Annotated in this window: 19 protein-coding genes, 1 tRNA gene and 2 pseudogenes; 11 read left to right on the top strand and 11 right to left on the bottom strand. The window is 75.1% G+C overall.

Features of this window, described 5'->3' with window-relative positions; translation table 11 throughout:
* Positions 1 to 6 precede the first annotated feature (6 nt).
* The 3 genes from ACYVJ4_RS04760 to ACYVJ4_RS04750 all read right to left on the bottom strand — a co-directional run bounded on the left by ACYVJ4_RS04760 (position 7) and on the right by ACYVJ4_RS04750 (position 1,475).
* Positions 7 to 387, bottom strand: coding sequence for a hypothetical protein (locus ACYVJ4_RS04760; protein ID WP_460458964.1), 381 nt, complete (start codon positions 385 to 387; stop codon positions 7 to 9).
* Positions 388 to 475: 88 nt separating this feature from the next.
* Positions 476 to 1,129, bottom strand: a complete 654-nt coding sequence (locus tag ACYVJ4_RS04755; RefSeq protein ID WP_460458963.1) for a DUF2461 domain-containing protein — start codon at positions 1,127 to 1,129, stop codon at positions 476 to 478.
* Between the two features lie 52 nt (positions 1,130 to 1,181).
* Positions 1,182 to 1,475, bottom strand: coding sequence for a TFIIB-type zinc ribbon-containing protein (locus ACYVJ4_RS04750; protein ID WP_460458962.1), 294 nt, complete (start codon positions 1,473 to 1,475; stop codon positions 1,182 to 1,184).
* Positions 1,476 to 1,719: 244 nt separating this feature from the next.
* Between ACYVJ4_RS04750 and ACYVJ4_RS04745 the strand changes: the two genes are divergently transcribed.
* Positions 1,720 to 1,923: a cold-shock protein gene (locus ACYVJ4_RS04745; RefSeq protein WP_460458961.1), complete on the top strand. Its 204-nt coding sequence runs from the start codon at positions 1,720 to 1,722 to the stop codon at positions 1,921 to 1,923.
* 82 nt (positions 1,924 to 2,005) lie between these two features.
* Here ACYVJ4_RS04745 and ACYVJ4_RS04740 read toward each other — a convergent pair whose 3' ends face one another.
* Both ACYVJ4_RS04740 and ACYVJ4_RS04735 read right to left on the bottom strand, forming a co-directional pair.
* Positions 2,006 to 2,455, bottom strand: coding sequence for a PTS sugar transporter subunit IIA (locus ACYVJ4_RS04740; protein ID WP_460458960.1), 450 nt, complete (start codon positions 2,453 to 2,455; stop codon positions 2,006 to 2,008).
* Complete coding sequence (locus tag ACYVJ4_RS04735) at positions 2,452 to 2,682, bottom strand: PTS transporter subunit EIIB (RefSeq protein WP_460458959.1); 231 nt, start codon at positions 2,680 to 2,682, stop codon at positions 2,452 to 2,454. Before ACYVJ4_RS04735 ends, ACYVJ4_RS04740 begins: the two co-directional genes overlap by 4 nt.
* A 122-nt stretch (positions 2,683 to 2,804) precedes the next feature.
* Between ACYVJ4_RS04735 and ACYVJ4_RS04730 the strand changes: the two genes are divergently transcribed.
* From ACYVJ4_RS04730 to nagA, 3 genes are read left to right on the top strand one after another with little or no spacing between them, the layout of a single operon-like run.
* The gene (locus ACYVJ4_RS04730; protein ID WP_460458958.1) at positions 2,805 to 3,566 is read left to right on the top strand and encodes a GntR family transcriptional regulator; all 762 of its coding nucleotides are present in this window, start codon (positions 2,805 to 2,807) and stop codon (positions 3,564 to 3,566) included.
* Positions 3,563 to 4,819, top strand: a complete 1,257-nt coding sequence (locus tag ACYVJ4_RS04725; RefSeq protein ID WP_460458957.1) for a PTS transporter subunit EIIC — start codon at positions 3,563 to 3,565, stop codon at positions 4,817 to 4,819. The genes ACYVJ4_RS04730 and ACYVJ4_RS04725 overlap by 4 nt, the downstream gene beginning before the upstream one ends.
* Before the next feature lie 22 nt (positions 4,820 to 4,841).
* Positions 4,842 to 5,942: an N-acetylglucosamine-6-phosphate deacetylase gene (nagA, locus tag ACYVJ4_RS04720; protein ID WP_460458956.1), complete on the top strand. Its 1,101-nt coding sequence runs from the start codon at positions 4,842 to 4,844 to the stop codon at positions 5,940 to 5,942.
* A gap of 4 nt (positions 5,943 to 5,946) precedes the next feature.
* On the opposite strand, the gene ptsP is transcribed toward nagA, so the two are convergent.
* Positions 5,947 to 7,608, bottom strand: a complete 1,662-nt coding sequence (gene ptsP / locus ACYVJ4_RS04715; RefSeq protein WP_460458955.1) for a phosphoenolpyruvate--protein phosphotransferase — start codon at positions 7,606 to 7,608, stop codon at positions 5,947 to 5,949.
* Between the two features lies 1 nt (position 7,609).
* Positions 7,610 to 7,879: an HPr family phosphocarrier protein gene (locus ACYVJ4_RS04710; protein ID WP_460458954.1), complete on the bottom strand. Its 270-nt coding sequence runs from the start codon at positions 7,877 to 7,879 to the stop codon at positions 7,610 to 7,612.
* A 135-nt stretch (positions 7,880 to 8,014) separates the two neighbouring features.
* Between ACYVJ4_RS04710 and ACYVJ4_RS04705 the strand changes: the two genes are divergently transcribed.
* Positions 8,015 to 8,737 carry a GntR family transcriptional regulator gene (locus ACYVJ4_RS04705; protein WP_460458953.1) on the top strand — a complete coding sequence of 241 codons (723 nt, stop codon included), beginning with the start codon at positions 8,015 to 8,017 and terminating at the stop codon, positions 8,735 to 8,737.
* Between the two features lie 17 nt (positions 8,738 to 8,754).
* On the opposite strand, the gene ACYVJ4_RS04700 is transcribed toward ACYVJ4_RS04705, so the two are convergent.
* Positions 8,755 to 8,827, bottom strand: a tRNA-Arg gene (locus ACYVJ4_RS04700).
* A 98-nt stretch (positions 8,828 to 8,925) separates the two neighbouring features.
* On the opposite strand from ACYVJ4_RS04700, the gene ACYVJ4_RS04695 reads away from it, so the two are divergent.
* The 4 genes and pseudogenes from ACYVJ4_RS04695 (at position 8,926) to ACYVJ4_RS04680 (ending at position 11,855) form a co-directional block, all read left to right on the top strand.
* A complete protein-coding gene (locus ACYVJ4_RS04695; protein WP_460458952.1) occupies positions 8,926 to 9,426 on the top strand; it encodes a DUF4240 domain-containing protein in 501 nt (166 codons plus the stop codon).
* Positions 9,427 to 9,441: 15 nt separating this feature from the next.
* Positions 9,442 to 10,827: pseudogene (locus ACYVJ4_RS04690) on the top strand (GH1 family beta-glucosidase).
* A 13-nt stretch (positions 10,828 to 10,840) separates the two neighbouring features.
* Positions 10,841 to 11,581, top strand: coding sequence for a dienelactone hydrolase family protein (locus ACYVJ4_RS04685; RefSeq protein ID WP_460458951.1), 741 nt, complete (start codon positions 10,841 to 10,843; stop codon positions 11,579 to 11,581).
* 10 nt (positions 11,582 to 11,591) lie between these two features.
* On the top strand, positions 11,592 to 11,855 hold the full coding sequence (locus tag ACYVJ4_RS04680) for a DUF6295 family protein (RefSeq protein ID WP_460458950.1): 264 nt from the start codon (positions 11,592 to 11,594) through the stop codon (positions 11,853 to 11,855).
* Positions 11,856 to 11,875: 20 nt separating this feature from the next.
* Here ACYVJ4_RS04680 and ACYVJ4_RS04675 read toward each other — a convergent pair whose 3' ends face one another.
* Positions 11,876 to 13,132 carry a geranylgeranyl reductase family protein gene (locus ACYVJ4_RS04675; RefSeq protein ID WP_460458949.1) on the bottom strand — a complete coding sequence of 419 codons (1,257 nt, stop codon included), beginning with the start codon at positions 13,130 to 13,132 and terminating at the stop codon, positions 11,876 to 11,878.
* A gap of 336 nt (positions 13,133 to 13,468) precedes the next feature.
* On the opposite strand from ACYVJ4_RS04675, the gene ACYVJ4_RS04670 reads away from it, so the two are divergent.
* Positions 13,469 to 17,605 carry an AAA domain-containing protein gene (locus ACYVJ4_RS04670; RefSeq protein WP_460458948.1) on the top strand — a complete coding sequence of 1,379 codons (4,137 nt, stop codon included), beginning with the start codon at positions 13,469 to 13,471 and terminating at the stop codon, positions 17,603 to 17,605.
* Positions 17,602 to 17,838, top strand: coding sequence for a hypothetical protein (locus tag ACYVJ4_RS04665; protein ID WP_460458947.1), 237 nt, complete (start codon positions 17,602 to 17,604; stop codon positions 17,836 to 17,838). The genes ACYVJ4_RS04670 and ACYVJ4_RS04665 overlap by 4 nt, the downstream gene beginning before the upstream one ends.
* Before the next feature lie 98 nt (positions 17,839 to 17,936).
* Here the strand turns inward: ACYVJ4_RS04665 and mscL are convergent, their stop codons facing one another.
* On the bottom strand, positions 17,937 to 18,368 hold the full coding sequence (gene mscL, locus ACYVJ4_RS04660; RefSeq protein WP_460458946.1) for a large conductance mechanosensitive channel protein MscL: 432 nt from the start codon (positions 18,366 to 18,368) through the stop codon (positions 17,937 to 17,939).
* A gap of 80 nt (positions 18,369 to 18,448) precedes the next feature.
* Positions 18,449 to 18,835: pseudogene (locus tag ACYVJ4_RS04655) on the bottom strand (hypothetical protein); the annotation flags it as partial.

Here is an 18,835-nt window from a genome sequence, read left to right as displayed (position 1 = left end):
GCCCGGTCACTGCCGCACCCACACCGCGCAGGCCCGCCCCTCGGCGGCGCCCGCGCAGGGCGGGGTCGTGGCGGGCCAGTCCAGCGCCCCGAGCTCGGCCGACCAGACCAGCAGGTCGTCTCGCAGCGTCCAGACCGTCAGCAGCAGCGAGCAGTCGCACACCGGGCCGTCGTCGGCCGTGCCCGGCTGGTCGCCGGCGACGTCCGGGCGGCTGCGGCGGTGCTGCTCGAGCCAGCCCACCGAGAAGCGCGGGGTGCCGTTGCAGCCGAAGTCGTCGACCAGCCGGCAGGTGTGGCAGAGCACGCACTCGCCCGGCCGGGCGGCGAGCATGCGACGGGCGAGGTCGGCGGTGAGCGACTCGGCGGTGCGGACCAGGACGTCGGGCAACGGGGCTCCTCCGGGGGCGGCGACAGAGCTCTGTTGTACCGGCGGCCACCGACAGCCCGACAGGTGGCCATCAGAAGTCGTTGTGGCCCTAAGGTGACCCGACGTGCTCGGCCACCCAGTCGCGCAGCGGGCGGACGTCGCGCCAGGCGTCGCGCACGACGTCCAGCGCCTGCGGCGTGGCCAGCCAGGCCGGCGTCCCGCACCGGCGCAGCACCATCAGCGAGCGGTTGCGCATCAGCTCCAGGCGCGGGTGGTCGGCGGCCACCCCGCGCGGCCGGGTCTTCAGCTGCTCGCCCTCGACCTCGAAGTCCTGGCGGCGCAGCGTCGCGACGACGGCGGCCAGCCGCTCGCCCGAGGCGTCGTCGTCCACCGCGGCGCGGTAGCGCGCCACCTGGTCGGCGGAGTGCGCGCGGAACCCGCCGCCCACCAGCAGCCCGTCGGAGTCCAGCTGCAGGTAGTACCCGACGCCCTGGCCGTCGCCGACGAGCGCGCCCTGGTGCGTCTTGTACGGCGTCTTGTCGTGCGAGAAGCGCGTGTCGCGGTACGGACGGAAGAGCTTGGCCGGTCCGAACTCCGGCTCGAGCGCCGCGGTGAGCGCGAGCAGCGGCCCGCGCACCTCGGCCTCGTACTCGCTCTTGTGCTCGTCCCACCAGGCCTTGGTGCAGGTCGCCTCGAGCTCGGCGTAGAAGGCGGTGGCGCGGGGCGAGAAGCCGGTGAAGTCGCGCGGCACGGACGTCGTCACGGCCCGACCCTGGCAGGCCGGCCGGGCCGCGACAAGCGCCGGTCGTCGAGGCTCAGTCGTCGAAGAGCTCGGACAGGAAGGACTTCTTCTTGCGGTAGGGCTTGCCGTGCTGCTGGGGGTACCCCTGCTGGTAGCTCTGCTGGTAGCCCTGCGGGTGGCCCTGCGGGTGGCTCTGCTGCTGCACCGGCGGGCCCTGGTGCCAGCCGTTCTCGGCGGCGGCGAGCTGCTCGAGCTCGCCGCGGTCCAGGAACAGGCCGCCGCAGCCGCTGCACTGGTCGACGAGCACGCGGTGCCGCTCGTAGCTGCGCATCTCGCTCTGGCACTTGGGGCAGGTCAGGGTGCTCATGCCCGGCCCAACGGCCGACGTCCGGCCGAGGTTCCGAGGGCACGAGTTGGGCCGGACGGGCCGGGGCGGGTACCCTGGACATCGGCTGCAGTTGCAGTTCCTCGCTCGTTTGACTCAGACGCCCGCAGGATCTCTTCCGCGGGCGTCTTCTCGTTGCAAGGCACGCCTTCTTCGTGGACGTCGATCACGCGGCAGCCCGGACCCGCGACGTGCGGGTCCGTACCGCACCACCAGGAGGTATGTCATGACCCAGGGTTCCGTGAAGTGGTTCAACGCCGAGAAGGGCTTCGGCTTCATCGCCCAGGACGGCGGCGGCGCCGACGTCTTCGTGCACTACTCGGCCATCGCCAGCGACGGCTACCGCTCGCTGGACGAGAACCAGCGCGTCGAGTTCGAGGTCACCCAGGGCCCCAAGGGCCCGCAGGCCGAGAACGTCCGCGCGATCTGACACCCGTCCGGTCGACGACCGGACACCCAGGAGGCCCCGCCGGCGACGGCGGGGCCTTCCTGCTGCCCAGCCTTGGTCGAGCTCAGCCGACGTCGAACAGCGGGTCGCCCGCGACGACCGCGGTGCCCTCGACCGGCGCCGGCACCGAGCCGGCCGGCTGGTCCAGCGCGACGACGAGCACCACCGGCGACAGGTCCGGGCCCGAGATCGTCGAGGGGTCCCAGCGCACCACGGGCGTGCCCGCCTCGAGCGCCGCGCCCTCCTGGGCCAGCACCTCGAAGCCGCGGCCCTCGAGCCGCACCGTGTTGATGCCGAGGTGCACCAGCACCCCGAGGCCGTCCGCGCCCTGCACGACGAACGCGTGCGGGTGCACCTTGACCGCCGTCCCGGCGATCGGGGAGACCACGGCCACCTCGCCCGGGTCGGGGTCCAGGCCCACGCCGGGCCCGACCATCTCGGCGGCGAACACGGGGTCGGGCACCTGCGCCAGCGGCAGCAGCCGCCCGGGGCAGGGGGCCACGACCGTCGTCACATCAGGTCCTCGATGTCGTCGGCGATGTTGTCGGCCTGCGGGCCGACGACGACCTGCACCACCGTCCCGCTGACGACGACGCCGTAGGCGCCGGCGCCCTTCAGCGCGGCCTCGTCGACCTTGGAGGCGTCCTTCACCTCCGTGCGCAGGCGCGTGATGCAGGGCTCGATCTCGACGACGTTCTCGGCGCCGCCGAGCCCGGCCAGGATCTGCTCGGCCTTGCTCATGTGCTCCTCCACGACTCTTGACAACCGGGCGGACCAACGGCACGCTCGCCCACTGGTACGGACCAGAACGTACCAGTGGTCCTCCCCGAGGTCGAGAGGTCGCGATGCCCAGGAGCCGCCCGGTGCGCCGCATCAGCGACGGCCCGCGCCCCAAGCACGCGCAGCTGCGCGACGTCCTGGCCGACCTCGCGGTGCACGACCTCGGACCCGAGGCCGCGATCCCGTCCGAGCGCGAGCTCATGCAGACCTACGGCGTCTCCCGCGCGACGGTGCGGACGGCGATCGACGGCCTCGTCGTCGACGGCCTGCTGCACCGCATCCACGGCAAGGGGACGTTCGTCGCGACACCGCGCCTGGAGAGCCGCCTGCACCTCGCGTCGTTCAGCCAGGACATGCGCCGGCGCGGCCTGCAGCCCTCGACCGTGCTGCTGCAGGTGGGGCGCGAGGAGCCGCCGCCGGACGTCGCGGGCTCGCTGCGCCTCGGGCCCTCGCAGGCCGCTTGGCGGGTCGACCGCGTGCGGCTGGCCGACGGCGCTCCGATCGCCCTCGAGCACGGCTGGTACCCGAGCGAGCTGCTGCCGGACCTCGACCGGCAGGACCTCGGCGGCTCGCTCTACGAGCTGTTCGCCACGCGCTACGGCCTGACCATCGACGGCGCCGAGCAGACGCTGTGGGGCGAGACGGCGGACGCCGCCACCGCCCGCCGGCTGGACGCGCCCGTCACCACGCCCCTCCTCGTCTTCCGCCGGGTCTCGTGCGCCGCGGGCGTCCCGGTCGAGCACGTCGTGTCGCGGTACCGCGGTGACCGCTACCAGATCCACATGTCGCTCGGCGGCGACCAGACCGGTCCGAGCAGCAACCACCTGGAAGGAACTGCACTGTGAGCACAGCTGAAGCGTCCACGGGCGCGACCGCAGGGCGCAGGATCAACCTCGCCCCGCTGCAGAAGTTCGGCCGCAGCCTCATGCTGCCGATCGCCTCGCTGCCGGCCGCGGCCCTGCTGCTGCGGCTCGGCCAGCCCGACCTGCTCGGCGCGGACGGCCTCGGGTGGGAGAAGGTCGCGGCCGTCCTGGGCGCCGCGGGCAACGGGCTGTTCGCCAACCTGCCGCTGCTGTTCGCGGTCGGCGTCGCGATCGGCATGGCCCGCAAGGCCGACGGCTCCACGGCGCTCGCCGCCGTCGTCGGGTACCTGGTCTTCACCTCGGTCGGCGACGCGATCTCGCCGTTCGTCCTCGGCCTGCCCGAGGGTGACGCCGCGCAGGAGCTGATCAACTACGGGGTCCTCGGCGGCATCGTCATGGGCCTGGTCTCGGCCTTCCTGTGGCAGCGCTACCACCGGATCAGCCTGCCGCCGTACCTCGCCTTCTTCGGCGGACGACGGTTCGTGCCGATCATCACGGCGCTCGCGGCCATCGTCATCTCGGTGCTGCTCGGCCTGGTCTACCCGGCGTTCAACTCGGGCATCACCTCGCTCGGCGAGTGGGTCACCAACAACGACGTCATCGGCGGGTTCGTCTACGGCACGCTCAACCGGCTGCTGATCCCGCTGGGCCTGCACCACATCATCAACAACCCGCCGTGGTTCGTGTTCGGCTCGTACACGCCCGCGGGCGGCGGCGCGGTCGTGCACGGCGACATCGCGCGGTTCCTGTCGGGCGACCCGACGGCCGGTGCGTTCATGACCGGCTTCTTCCCGATCATGATGTTCGCCCTTCCGGCCGCGGCGCTGGCGATCTGGCGCGAGGCGCGCCCGGCGCAGCAGAAGGTCGTCGGCGGCATCATGCTCTCCGCCGCGCTGACCGCCTTCCTCACCGGCGTGACCGAGCCGCTCGAGTTCGCGTTCATGTTCGTGGCGTGGCCGCTGTACGTCATCCACGCGCTCCTCACGGGCACCTCGCTGGCGCTGGTCAACGCGCTCGGCATCAAGGACGGCTTCGGCTTCTCGGCCGGTCTGTTCGACTACGTGCTGAACTTCAACATCGCGACGAAGCCGTTGTGGCTCATCGTGATCGGGCTCGGCTACGCCGTCGTGTACTACTTCCTCTTCCGGTTCGTGATCCGGCGCTGGAACCTGCGCACCCCGGGCCGCGAGGACGAGGAGGCCGAGTCGCTCGTCGGCCCCGACACGAGTGCCTGATGTGCTCCTGACGGCTCCACGGGTGGTCACCCCGGCGCGCGTGCTCGCGCCGGGGTGGCTGCACGTCCAGGGGGAGACGGTCGTGGACGTCGGCGAGGGCATGCCGCCGTTCCCCGCGGACGTCGACCTGCCGGGGACCACGCTGGTGCCCGGCTTCGTCGACGTCCACGTGCACGGCGGTGGCGGTGCGTCCTTCGACACCGGCTCCGCCGAGGCCGCGGCCACGGTGGTCGAGACGCACCGCCGGCACGGCACCACCACGATGGTCGCCAGCCTGGTGGGCGACCGCGTCTCCGCTCTCGTGCAACGGGTCTCGGCGCTGGCCGACGTCGTGGACGACGGCGTGCTGGCGGGCGTTCACCTGGAGGGGCCGTGGCTCAGCCCGGCGCACGCGGGGGCGCACGACGCAGCGCTGCTGTGCGAGCCGACGTCCGCGGACGTCGACGCGCTGGTGCGGGCGGCGCGCGGGCAGCTGCGCATGGTGACGCTCGCGCCCGAGCTGCCCGGCGGGCTCGACGCGGTGCGGCAGCTGGCCGCCGCGGGGGTGGTGCCGGCGATCGGCCACACCGACGCGACGTACGAGGTGGCGCGCGCGGCGCTGGACGCCGGCGCCCGCGTCGGCACCCATCTCTTCAACGCGATGCGGCGCCCGCACCACCGCGAGCCCGGGCCGGTGGCCGCGCTGCTGGAGCGCCCGGACGCCTACGTCGAGCTCGTCGCCGACGGGGTGCACGTGCACCCGGCGGTGCTCCGGCTCGTGCTGGCCGCGAAGGTCAGCCGGACGGCGCTGGTGTCCGACGCCATGGCCGCGGCGGCCGCGGCGGACGGCGAGTACCGGCTCGGGCGGATGACCGTCGAGGTGCGCGACGGGGTCGCCCGGCTGGCCGGGGGCGGCGCCATCGCGGGCTCGACGCTGACCGTCGGCGCCGCGCTGAAGGTGGCGGTGCAGGTGGCGGGCGTGCCGCTGGCGGACGCGGTGCGCGCCGCGTCGACCACCCCCGCGGCGATGCTCGGCCTCCACGGCGTCGGGACGCTCGAGACCGGCGCCCGGGCCGACGTGGTGGTGCTGGACGACGAGCTGGCGGTGCAGCGGGTGCTGCACCGCGGCCGCTGGGTGGCCTAGAAGACTACTGCCGCAGCAGGTCCAGCACGGCGGTGCGCGCGTCGGCCGCCGACCGTGCGGCGCGCGCCAGATCGGCCGCCTGCTCGCACCGCGCCAGGTCGACCTGCGCCAGCTGGTCGCGCACGCCGCGCAGCGCCGGCGCGGCCATCGAGAGCGTCGAGACGCCCAGACCGACCAGGACCACCGCGAGCTGCGGGTCGGACGCGGCCTCGCCGCACACGCCCACCGGCTTGTCGGCGGCCCTGCCCGCGGCCGCCACCGCGGCGACCAGGTCGAGCAGGGCGGGCTGCCACGGGTCGAGCAGGTCGCCGACGCCGGCGAGCAGCCGATCGGCGGCGAACGTGTACTGCGACAGGTCGTTCGTCCCGATGCTGGCGAAGTCGACCTCCGCCAGCAGGTGGGTGGCGCGCAGCGCCGCGGCCGGCACCTCGACCATCACGCCGACGTCCGCGAGCCCGGCGGCGCGGGCGGTCGCCACGAAGTCCCGGGCCTCGTCGGGCGTCGACACCATGGGCGCCATGACCTTCAGCCGCGCGCCGGTGCTGCGCCGGGCGCGCGCCAGCGCCTCCAGCTGCTCGGCGAGGTGCGTGGGCTCGACCCGCGCGACGCGCAGGCCGCGGATGCCGAGCGCGGGGTTCTCCTCGGGCTCGAGCGGCAGGTACGCGATCGGCTTGTCCGACCCGGCGTCGAGGGTGCGCACGGTGACCGGCTTGCCGTCGAAGTGCTGCAGCACGCGCTCGTAGATGGCGGTCTGCTCGTCGACGTCCGGGCGCTCGGTGCGGTCGAGGAAGAGAAACTCGGTGCGGAACAGGCCCACCCCCTCGTTCTCGACGCCCGCGGCGCGCTCGGCGTCGGCGAGGGTGCCGACGTTGGCGAGCAGGGCGACGGCGTGGCCGTCCCGGGTGCGGCCCGTACCGGTGGACGCCGGGCCAGAGGCGTTGCGCTGCAACTGCTCGACGGCCGCGCGGCGGTCGTCGTCGACGTCCAGCTCGACGACCCCGCTGGTGCCGTCGAGGACGACGACCGTGCCGTCAGCGATGCCCGTGGCGCCCGCGCAGCCGACCACGGCGGGCAGGCCCAACGACCGCGCCAGGATCGCGGTGTGGCTGGTCGGGCCGCCCTCGTCCGTGACGATCCCGACGACGTCCGAGCCGTCGAGGGTGGCGGTGTCGGCCGGCGCGAGGTCGCGCGCGGCCAGCACGAACGGGTGGCCCGGCGTCGGGACGACCGGCGCCTGCTCGCCGCGCAGGTGCGCCGTGGCCCGGTCGCGGACGTCGCGCAGGTCGGTCGTGCGCTCGGCGAGGTAGCCGCCCAGGGACTCCAGCTGGCTGCAGTAGTCCTCGACGGCAGCGCTCAGGGCGGCCTCGGCGTCCAGGCCCTGGTCGAGGTGGCCGGCGACCGCCGTCTCGAGCGAGGGGTCGCGCGCCAGCTGGGCCGTCATCTGCAGCACCTCGGCCGCGGCCGTCGGCGCCGTGGCGAGCCGCTGCTCCATGTCGCGCGCCACGGCGTCCAGGGCCTCGACGACCCGTCCTCGGCGCTGCTCCGGCGTGCCGTCGTCCGGCGGTGGGGTCGACCGCGCGCCGGACGACGCGGGCACGACGAGCTGCAGCACCGGCGCGCAGACCAGCCCGGCGCTGACCCCGCGGCCCTGCAGCGACGAGGCCACGTCAGCCGGCGTCCAGGTCGGACTCCAGCAACGTCGCGAGCTGGTCGAGGGCCGCGTCGGCGCCGTCGCCCTCGGCCGCCAGCACGACCTCGGTGCCGTGCTCGGCGCCCAGCGTCATCACCGACAGCAGGCTGCCGGCCGGCAGCGGGCCCTTGTCGGCCGTGGCGATCGTGACCGCCACGCCGGTCTCGGCCGCGGCGCGCGCGAAGGTGGCGGCCGGACGGGCGTGCAGTCCGACGCTCGACCCGATGGTGACCCGGCGCTCGGGCATGGTGGCGCTCCTGACAGCTCTCGGTGAAGTGGTCATGACCAGTTGCGTCAGCATTCCGCGCGACGGCGAGGCGTGTCAAGGCGGAGGGCGCGCGTCGACGTCCGGTGGTCACGACCACTGTGCGACGATGGCGCCGTGGGCCGGGACACGCTGCGCGCAGGCGCCGTCGCGAAGCACGAGCAGCTGCGCGCGCGGCTGGCCGCCATGTGCCGCGACGAGCTCGCGGCGGGAGAAGCCCTGCCGTCCGAGCGCCAGCTGTGCGAGCTGTACGGCGTGAGCCGGACGACGGTGCGCGACGCGGTCGGCCAGCTGGTGCGCGAGGGCATGCTGGTGCGGATCCACGGCAAGGGCACCTTCGTCGCCGAGCCGCACGCGCGCTCGCAGCTGCACCTCGCGTCGTTCCACGAGGACATGCGCCGGCTCGGGCTGACGCCCACCACCGTCGTCCTGCTGACCGAGATCGCCGTCCCGCCGCCCAAGACGGTGGTGAGCCTGGGGCTGCGCTCGCGCGACCAGGCGCTGCACCTGCGCCGGCTGCGGCTGGCCGGCGGGGCGCCGATGTCGGTCGACGACGCCTGGTACCACCTGGGCCGGCTGCCCGGGCTCGACCAGGTCGACCTGCAGGGCTCGATCTACCAGGCGCTGGACGAGGTCTACGGACTGCCGGTCGACCGCGCCGAGCAGACCGTGCACGCCGCCGAGGCGGACGACGTCGTGTCGACGGTGCTCGGCGTCCGGCCGGGGTCGCCGGTGCTGAAGTTCGCCCGCGTGGCCTACCACCAGGACCAGCCGCTCGAGCACGCCGCGTCGTGGTACCGCTCGGATCGCTACGAGCTGCAGATGACGTTGACGCAGTAACGGTGTGGCGCGTCGCGTGCCCCCGACAGGAATCGAACCTGCGACACAGGGTTTAGGAAACCCTTGCTCTATCCCCTGAGCTACGGGGGCGACCGCACCATCCTGCCACCTGCGTCGCTCGCGCCCGACCTGACGGCGCGGGCGCTGGGCAGGCCGTAGGCTCCGGGCACGCCGAGCGAGGAGGGGTCGTGGACGCCGACCAGTTCTGGGCCGTGGTCGACCAGACGCGCGGGGACGACGGCGACGTCGAGGCGCACGCCGACCGCCTGCTGGCGCGCCTGCAGCGCCTCCCGCTCGACGAGGTCGCCGACTTCGTGCGGCTCTACCAGCAGCATGCGCAGTCGCTCTTCACGTGGGACCTCTGGGGCGCGGGCTACGTCGTCGAGGGCGGGCTCAGCGACGACGGCTTCACCGACTTCCGGGCGTGGGTCGTGTCGCAGGGCCGTGCAGCCTACGACGCGGTGCGCGCCGACCCCGAGGCCCTGGTCGACCTGGTGCCGGACGACGGCGTCGGCGATCCCGAGGCGTTCGGCTACGTCGGGGCGGCGGCGCTGGAAGCGTTGGGCGGCAGCATGTCTCGGGTCACCGGGCTGCAGCCGTTGCCCTCCGAGCCGGCGGGCGAGCCGTTCGCCGAGGACGCCGAGTGGCTGGCCACCCGCTACCCCCGGCTGACGGAGCGGTTCGGCTGACGTAGCGTCGCGGCCATGAGCGACCCGGGACTGCTCGCCGCCGACTTCCCGACGTTTCCCGACGACTTCGTCTGGGGCGCCGCGACCGCGTCGTACCAGGTCGAGGGCGCGGTCGACGAGGGCGGCCGCGGCCGGTCGGTCTGGGACACCTTCTGCGCCGAGCCCGGCCGTGTGCGCGACGGCTCGAGCGGCGCGGTCGCCTGCGACCAGTACCACCGCTACGCCGAGGACGTCGCGCTGCTGCGCGACCTCGGTGCGGGGGCGTACCGGTTCTCGGTCGCGTGGCCGCGCGTGCAGCCGGACGGCTCCGGCCCGGCGAACGCCGAGGGCCTGGGCTACTACGACCGGCTGGTCGACGAGCTGCTGGCCGCCGGCGTGGCGTCGTTCGCCACGCTCTTCCACTGGGACCTGCCGCAGGCCCTCGAGGACCGCGGCGGCTGGCTCGAGCGCGACACGGCGGAACGCTTCGGCGACTACGCCTCCCTCTGCGCCGACCGGCTCGGCGACCGCGTCGCGATGTGGGCGCCGGTCAACGAGCCCAACGTGGTGATGACGCTCGGCTACGCCGTCGGCGCGCACGCCCCGGGCCGCACCCTCGGCTTCGAGGTGCTGCCGGTGGCCCACCACCTGCTGCTGGCCCACGGGCTGGGCGTGCAGGCCCTGCGCGCGGGCGGCGCCCGGTCGGTCGGCACCGCCACCAACCACACGCCGGTGCACGCCGCCACCGACGACCAGGCCGACGTCGACGCGGCCGGGCTCTACGACCTGCTGTGGAACCGGCTGTTCGCGGAGCCGGTGCTGCTGGGGGAGTACCCCGAGGGCATGGCCGACGCGATGCCCGGACCGGTGGCCGACGACGTGCGGCTGGTCGGCGCGCCGCTCGATTTCTACGGCGTGAACTACTACAACCCGACTCGCATCGCGGCCTCGGGATCCGTTGCGCTGCAGGGAGTGGACGTCGACCCGGCCTTCGCGGGCATGCCGTTCGCCATGGCGCCGGTGCCGGCCGACGAGGTGACTGGCTTCGGCTGGCCCGTCGTCCCGGACGGCCTGCACGAGCAGCTCGTCGGTCTGCGCGACCGGTACGGCGACCGGCTGCCGCAGGTCTTCGTCACCGAGAACGGCTGCAGCTTCCCCGACGTCCCGGACGCGGACGGCCAGGTCGACGACGTCCGGCGGATCGCCTTCTACGACGGGCACCTGCGGGCGGTGCGCCGCGCGATGGACGACGGCGTGGACGTCGGCGGGTACTTCGCCTGGTCGCTGCTCGACAACTTCGAGTGAGCCGAGGGGTACACCCAGCGTTTCGGTCTGGTGCACGTGGACTTCGAGTCCCAGCGCCGGACGCCGAAGAGCTCGTTCCGCTGGTACGCCGAGCTGGCGCAGCGCAACCGTTCCTGAGGAGGGCACCACCGTGGACGACACGATCACCGCCGGCACGACCACCACCACCGGCGCGGGCGGCGACGAGCTCGAGGCCTACCTGGCCCGGCCGCAGCGGCCCGGACCGCGCGGCGGCGTCGTGGTGATCCACCACATGCCCGGCTACGACGCGTCGACGAAGGAGATGGTGCGCCGCTTCGCGGTGATGGGCTACGACGCGATCTGCCCGAACCTCTACTCCCGCGAGGCTCCTGGCGCCGACCCGGACGACGCGGCGGCCGCGGTGCGGGCCCGCGGCGGCGTGCCCGACGACCGCCTGGTCGGCGACGTCGAGGGCGCGGCGGCGCACCTGCGGTCGCTGGACTCGTCGAACGGCAAGGTCGCCGTGATCGGCCACTGCTCGGGCGGCCGCCAGGCCTTCCTCGCCGCCACCAGCCTCGAGCTCGACGCGGCCGTCGACTGCTACGGCGCGTTCGTCGTCGGCGAGCCGCCCGAGGGCCACCCGCTGCAGGTGCGGCCGCTGGTCGACCGCACGCCGCAGCTGTCCTGCCCGCTGCTCGGGCTGTTCGGCGACGAGGACAAGTACCCCTCGCCCGAGCACGTCGACGAGCTGGAGAAGGCGTTGCAGGACAACGGGAAGCCGTACGATTTCCACCGTTTCACCGAGGCCGGTCACGGCTTCTTCGCGGTCGACCGCCCGGGCTACCGATCGGCGGCGGCCACCGAGGGCTGGGCGCTCATCAATGACTTCTTCGCCCGCACGCTGGCCTGAGGAGGACCGCATGTGCACCTACGACACGCACGCCGTCGCGCTCGAGGGCAGCGGCAAGGGGGCGCAGGGCTGGTTCACGGTCAGCACCGCGTCGGTCTACTTCGACCACCCGGTGCACGCCCAGGCCGAGCACACCCTGAACCTCGACTTCCTGGCGCCCGACCGCGGACCGTCGGCGCGCGTGGCGGTCGAGCTCACGGCGTCGTCCGCTCGCGCCCTGGCCGCCGCCATCACCGAGGCCCTCGCCGCCGTCCCGGCCGACCTCACCACCTGACCGGCGGGACCAGCGGGAGGTCAGCTGAAGGGCGGGCGGTCGTCGAGGGCGGACGACGCGCGGCCGGCCGCGCGCCACAGGCGGGCCACCACGTCGGTGTCCTCGGGCTGCACGAGGTTGCCCATCAACCGCAGCGCCAACGTCATCAGCGCTCGCGAGCGCATGCCGACCGGTCCGGCCAGCGGCAGCAGGCCCGGCACCGTCAGCAGGCCGGCCAGCCGCCGCGCGATCGAGAACGCCTCGCCGTAGTGGCGCCGCAGCTCGGCCGGCCACGCGGCGGCCAGGTCGCCACCCTCGACCAGCAGCTCGGCCAGCAGCCGCCCGGTCTCGAGCCCGTAGTCGATGCCCTCGCCGTTGAGCGGGTTGACGCACCCGGCCGCGTCGCCGACGAAGCCCCAGTTCGGCCCGGCCACGCCCGACACCGCACCGCCCATGGGCAGCAGCGCCGACCACGGGGCGCGCACCTCGCCGTCGAGCTGCCAGTCGTCGCGCCGCGCGTTCGTGTAGACGTCGAGCAGCCCGCGCAGGGCGACGTCGGCCGGACGCCGGGCGGTGGCCAGCGTGCCGACGCCGACGTTGACCTCGCCGTCGCCGAGCGGGAACACCCAGCCGTAGCCCGACAGGATCTCGTCGTCCGCGCCGCGCAGCTCCAGGTGCGAGCTGATCCACGGGTCGTCGGCGCGACCGGACTTCACGTAGCCGCGGATCGCCACGCCGTACGCGGTGGTGCGGTGCCACTCGCGCCCCAGGACGCGGCCCAGCTGCGAGCGCGCGCCGTCGGCGACGACGAGCCGCCGGCAGCCGACCTCGAACGTCGACGAGCCGCGCCGGAAGACCGCGCCGGCCACGCGGTCGCCGTCACGGACGACGTCGACGGCCCGGGCGTCGTCCAGACCGGTGGCCCCGCTGTCGAGCGCGACGGCCCGGATGGTGTGGTCGAGCTCGGTGCGCGGCACGGCGCTGCCGTACGCCGGCAGGCTGCCACCGGGCCAGGGCAGGTAGAGCTCCTGGCCGAAGCCGTGCGCCCGCAGGCCCCAGTTCACGGTGCGGCCGCCGAGCCAGCCGCCCAGCCCGAGCCGGCGCAGCTCGGCGATCGCGCGGGGCGTCAGGCCGTCGCCGCACGCCTTGTCGCGGGGGAAGGTGGACTTGTCGGCGAGCACGACGTCCAGCCCGGCCCGCGCGGACCACGCGGCCGCGGCCGCCCCGGCGGGGCCGGCGCCCACGACGAGCACGTCCGTGGACGTCGGCGGGGTGCGCTCGGCGGGGACGGTGCTCACGGCTCGATTGTCCCTGGTCGCCGGGAGTGCTCTGCACCGAGGCCCCGGACCGCTGATGGACGCGCTCTCACGACGGATTCCGTCGTCCGAACCGGGCGCAACGGCACGAATCCGCACGCCCCGGCGCCAGCACCGGACCAGTTCCTGACTTGTGCTTGACGATGCAACCGGTCCTGGCGCATCCTGGGCGGGACGGTGTGCACCGCTTGCCCCCCCTGCGCGGTGCACACCGTCAGCCATGTCCGGGCTCGTCCTGGTTCGTCAGGGCCCCGACACCAGCGCCGACACCCAGCAGCGGTGTCCGGGCCGCGCCGCCCGGACGGCTAGCGTGGGGGAGTGAGCGCAGCACCGTCCGAGAGCCCCTCCCGCGAGCAGCGGGTCGCGAGCGCCGTCGACGGCTGGGCGCGCGAGCTGGTCGACCTCGGCGGGCGCAACACGCTGCTGTGGTACCGCGACCTCGCGGTCGGCACCCTCGACCTCACGCACGCCCACCCCAGCGGACTGGCCATGCTGCTCGCCGGCCGGCCCACCCGGCTGTCGGCGCTGGTGCGCGAGCCGGGCTCGCTCGCCGACAGCCGCCGCCGGGCCCGCGCGATCCGGTCCAAGACCGTCGAGCTCGCCGAGGAGCGCGGCATCGAGGCGGGCTGGCTCGCGGTCGGCCTGGCCACCTGGGACGCCCCGGACGCCGCCCGGCCTCCCGCCGCGCCCGTGCTCCTGCGCGCGTGCGGCCTGCGCCCGCGCGGCGCCGCCGGCGAGGACTTCGACGTCGACCTCGGCCCGGCCGCCGAGCTCAACCCGGTGCTCGTGCACTACCTGGCCAGCGAGCACGGGGTGCACCTCGACGCCGACGTCATCGCCGACCTGGCCATGACCGACGACGGGTTCGACCCGCGCCCGGTGCTCGAGCGCGTCGCCGAGACCTGCCGCGACGTGCCGGGCTTCGCCGTCGAGCACCGGCTGGTGGTCGGCACGTTCTCGTACGCGCGGCTGCCGATGGTGACCGACCTCGAGGCGCAGCGCGACCAGCTGGCCCGGCACGACGTGGTCGCCGCGATCGCCGGCGACCCGGGGGCCCTGGCCGCGGTCGGCGCCGGGGCGACCTCGGCTCTCGCCCCCGCGGGGGACGCCGACCCGTCGTCCGAGCACCTGGTGCTGGACGCCGACGCCTCGCAGCAGGCGGTCGTCGACGCCGTGCTGGCCGGCTCGCACCTGGTGGTGAAGGGCCCGCCCGGCACCGGCAAGTCCCAGACGATCGCCAACCTGGTGGCCAGCCTGGCCGCCGCGGGGCGCCGCACGCTGTTCGTCGCCGAGAAGCGCGCGGCCATCGACGCCGTCCTCTCGCGCCTGGCCGCGGTCGGCCTCGACGACCTGGTGCTCGACCTGCACGACGGCGCGAGCAACCGGCGCCGGGTTGCGCGCGACATCGCGCTGACGCTCGAGCGGGCCGGACGCGTGGCCAGGCCGGACGTCGACGCCACCGTCGCGACGCTGGTCGAGCGCCGCTCGCGGCTGGCCGGGCACGCCGAGGCCCTGCACGAGCAGCGCCAGCCCTGGGGGGTGTCCGCCTACGACGCCCAGCAGGCGCTGGCCCGGCTCACCGACCGCCGTCCGGCGCCGCGCTCGCGCGTGCGGGTGCGCGGCGCCGCGCTGGAGCAGCTCGACCGCGCCGAGCTCGACGTGCTGCGCGAGGAGCTGCGCGAGGCGGCCAGCCTGGGTGCCTTCCGCGCCGGCCCGGACGACGACCCGTGGTTCGGCGCCCTGCTGCGCACGCCCGAGGAGGCCGCCGAGGCGCTCGAGAAGGTCACCCTGCTGGTGCAGCAGGCGCTGCCGCAGGCGCAGCACGCCATGACCGCGCTGCTGGCCGAGGCCGGCATGCCGGCGGCGCGCACGCTGGCGCAGTGGGGCCGCTGCCTGGCGCTGGTCGGCTCGGTGCGCCGCACGCTCGACGTCTTCGCGCCCACGGTCTTCGACACCTCGCTGTCCGACGCCGTCGCGGCCACGGCGACCAAGGACTGGCGCCAGGAGCGCGGGATCTCGCTGGGCTGGTGGCAGCGGCGCCGGCTGGCCCGCCAGGCCCGCAAGCTGCTGCGGCCCGGTGCCCCGCCGGACGACCTGCACGCGGCGCTCGCCCTCGCCCACCGCCAGCGCGAGGAGTGGCAGGTGCTGGCCGGCCGCGGGGCGCGCCCGCAGCTGCCGCCGGGCCTGGACGCCGCCGAGCAGGCCTACCTGGACGCCGCCGAGCCCGTGGCCTGGCTGTCCGAGCGGCTGGCCGAGACGCCGGCCGGCGGCGACCTCGCCGACCTCGAGCTCGAGGTGCTCACCGGGCGGCTCGAGCTGCTCGGCGAGCGCACGGCGTCGCTCCCCGTCGTCCCGCGCACCGTGGCGCTGCGCGAGCGGCTGCGCGGCGCCGGGCTGGAGCCGCTGCTCGCCGACCTCGCCTCGCGCGACGTCGCGGCGGCGGACGTCGGCAGCGAGCTCGAGCTGGTCTGGTGGACCTCGGTGCTCGAGCAGCTGGCCGTCGGCGACCCCCGGTACGGCGCGCACGACGGCGACCTGCTGCGCCAGGTCGGCACCGAGTTCGGCCAGGCCGACCGCGACCACCTGGCCAGCGGCGCCCAGCGCGTGCGGCGCGCCACCGCCGAGCGGCTGGTCGCCTCGCTCGACCGGCACGCCGAGCAGTCCGCGCTGCTGCGGGCGGAGGCGGCCAAGCAGCGCCGGCACCGCCCGCTGCGCGACCTGGTGCGCGGCTGCCCCGACGTCCTGACCGCGGCCAAGCCGTGCTGGGCGATGAGCCCGCTGGTGGTCTCGCAGGTGCTGCCGCCGGGCGAGCTGTTCGACGTCGTGGTCTTCGACGAGGCCTCGCAGGTGCCGCCCGCGCAGGCCGTGGCCGCCATCAGCCGCGCGCGCCAGGTCGTCGTCGCCGGCGACGAGCGCCAGCTGCCCCCGACGGCCTTCTTCACCAGCGCCGTCCCGGACGACGGCCCCGCCGACGACCCGTCGTCCGCCGCGTTCACCGAGGGCTTCGAGTCGGTGCTGGATGTGCTCTCGGCGACGTTGCCCGTCGCCCAGCTGCGGTGGCACTACCGCTCGCGCGACGAGCGGCTGGTCGCCTTCGCCAACCGGCACGTGTACGACGGGCGGCTCGTCACCTTCCCCGGTGTCGGCGGCGCGCCGGTGCTGTCGTTCGAGGAGGTCGACGGCCGCGGGGTGCTCGCGCCGGACGCCGAGTCGGTCGAGAGCACGGACGCCGAGGTGGCCCGGGTCGTCGAGCTGGTGCTCGGGCACGCGCGCATGCGGCCGCAGGAGTCGCTGGGCGTCATCGCGCTCGGCCTGCGGCACGCGCACCGGGTCGAGGACGCGCTGCGCCTGGCGCTCGCCGACCACCCCGAGCTCGCGGCCTTCTTCGCCGACGACCGGCCGGAGCGGTTCTTCGTCAAGAACCTCGAGCGGGTGCAGGGCGACGAGCGCGACGCCGTGGTGCTGACCGTCGGCTACGGCCGCACGCCGCACGGCCGGGTGCTGCACCGGTTCGGGCCGCTCAACCAGGCCGGGGGCGAGCGCCGGCTGAACGTGGCCATCACCCGAGCCCGAGCCCGGATGACCGTGGTGGCGTCGTTCGGGCCGACCGACCTCGACCCGGCGCGCCTGTCGGCCGACGGCGCGCGGCTGCTGCGCGACTACCTGACCTACGCCGCGAGCGGCGGACAGGTGCTCGAGCCCGCGGACGGCGACGCGGCGCCGCAGGACGTCGTCGACGACGCGCTGCTGGGCGACCTGGCCACGCGCCTGCGCGACCAGGGGTTGCGCGTCGAGCGCGACCTCGGTTCCTCGCACGCCACGGTCGACCTCGCCGTCGGCCTCGAGAACGGCCCGCTGACCCTGGCGGTCGAGGCCGACGGGCCGGGGTACGCCGCGGTCCGCAGCACCCGCGAGCGCGACCGGCTGCGGGTCGAGCAGCTCGAGCGGCTGGGCTGGCGGCACCTACGGGTCTGGTCGACCGACGTGTTCCGCGACCCGGCTCGCGAGGTGGCCCGGATCCGCGCGCTCGCGGCGGTCGACGTCCCGGTGACCGCGCCTGCAGCCCACGCCGCAGCCGGGACGCCGGCGTCCGAGCCGGAGGCGCGCGGTCGCTCGGGCGAGGAGCCGCTGCCGGGCGTGCGCTGGGACGCCGACCACCCGCCGTCCGCGCCGACGTCCGGTGCCACGACCTCCGGTGCCACGACGGCGCCGGGGTCGACGGCGCCGCAGCGGGTCGGCCCGCGGCCGCGCGTGCCCACCGGGCTGCCGATCGACGAGTACAGCGAGGGCGACCTCGACCGCGTGGTCGGCTGGATCACCTCCGACACCCTGCTGCGGACCCACGAGGAGGTGGCGGCGCTGACCCGCCAGCACCTCGGCCTGACCCGGCGCGGAAGCCGGATCGACGCCGCGGTCGACGCCGCCATCGCGCGGGTGCGCGGGTCCGGGTCGTGAGCGAGCCGTCCGGCGGCGACGCGCCCGCCGAGGAGGCCGACCAGGTCGAGGAGGCCGAGCCGCGCTCTCGACGGCGACGCCGACGCGCCACGCGGCCCGGGACGGGGTCGGGGGCGTCGGGCACGGCCGCGGACGACGGCGACGTCGGCTGGGGCGAGCGGACGCCGCGCGACCCGGCCGAGGACGACCACGAACGATGGCTGCACGAGCAGCGCCCGCCGCACTGGGACTGAGCTGCGCCGGAGCTGAGCAGCGCCGAGGCGGGCAGTGCCGGCACGACGAAGGGCCCGACCGCGACGGTCAGGCCCTTCGTCGTGCGACGGGTCGGGGCTCAGATGCCGCCGGCGGGGGGCGGCGTCGTGGCGGTGGTGGTGCCACCGCCCTGACGGGCCAGCAGGTCGCGGATCTCGGTGAGCAGGATGACGTCCTCGGCGGGCGCCTCCGGCTCGGGCTCGATGCCCTTCTTGCGTCGCTCGGCCAGGTGGTTCATCGGCACGACGATCACGAAGTACACCGCGCCGGCCACCAGCACGAAGTTGATGATCGCGTTGAGGATCACGCCGATCGAGAACTGCGCGTTGTTGATCGTGAACGCCCCGACCCCGGACAGGTCCGGCTTGCCGAAGATCGCCGCGATCAGGGGGTTGATGAAGCCGTCGATGAGGGCCTTGACCACGGCGCCGAACGCCGCGCCGATGACGACGGCGACCGCGAGGTCGACGACGTTGCCCCGCATCAGGAAGTCCTTGAAGCCCTTGACCATGTGTCTGCCCGTCTGCTCGAGAACTGAGGACAAGATCCAGCGGGGCCGAACGTACCGCACCCCGTCGCGCGCGGGAACGATCAGTCGAGCACCACCGAGAGCACCCCCTGGGCCGCGGCCTGGGCCAGGTCGGCCGCCGTCGGCGGGTCGACCGCGAGCACCACGAGGCCGCCCCCGTCGCCGTCGCCCGACCCGCCGCCGAGCAGACCTGCGCCGGACAGCCCTGCACCGGACGACGAGGCAGCTCGGGCGCCCGCCAGCACCGTCGCGCCGCGGGCGACCGTGCGGGCGGAGGTGCCGCCCTCGACCGCGGCCAGGACGTCGACCCGCTGGCCCGCTCGCAGCAGCGTCGCCACCTCGGGGTCGGCCGCCAGCACCCGGGCCGCGACCTCGTCGGCGGGACGTCCGGCCAGCAGCCCGGCGCCGACCAACCGGGACGGCACGAGCACCTCGCCGGCGTCGACGGC

It is taken from the genome of Angustibacter peucedani, from assembly GCF_054779595.1.
Note: the sequence above shows the minus strand (reverse complement) of the source record. Positions and strands in the feature narration are given on the sequence as shown.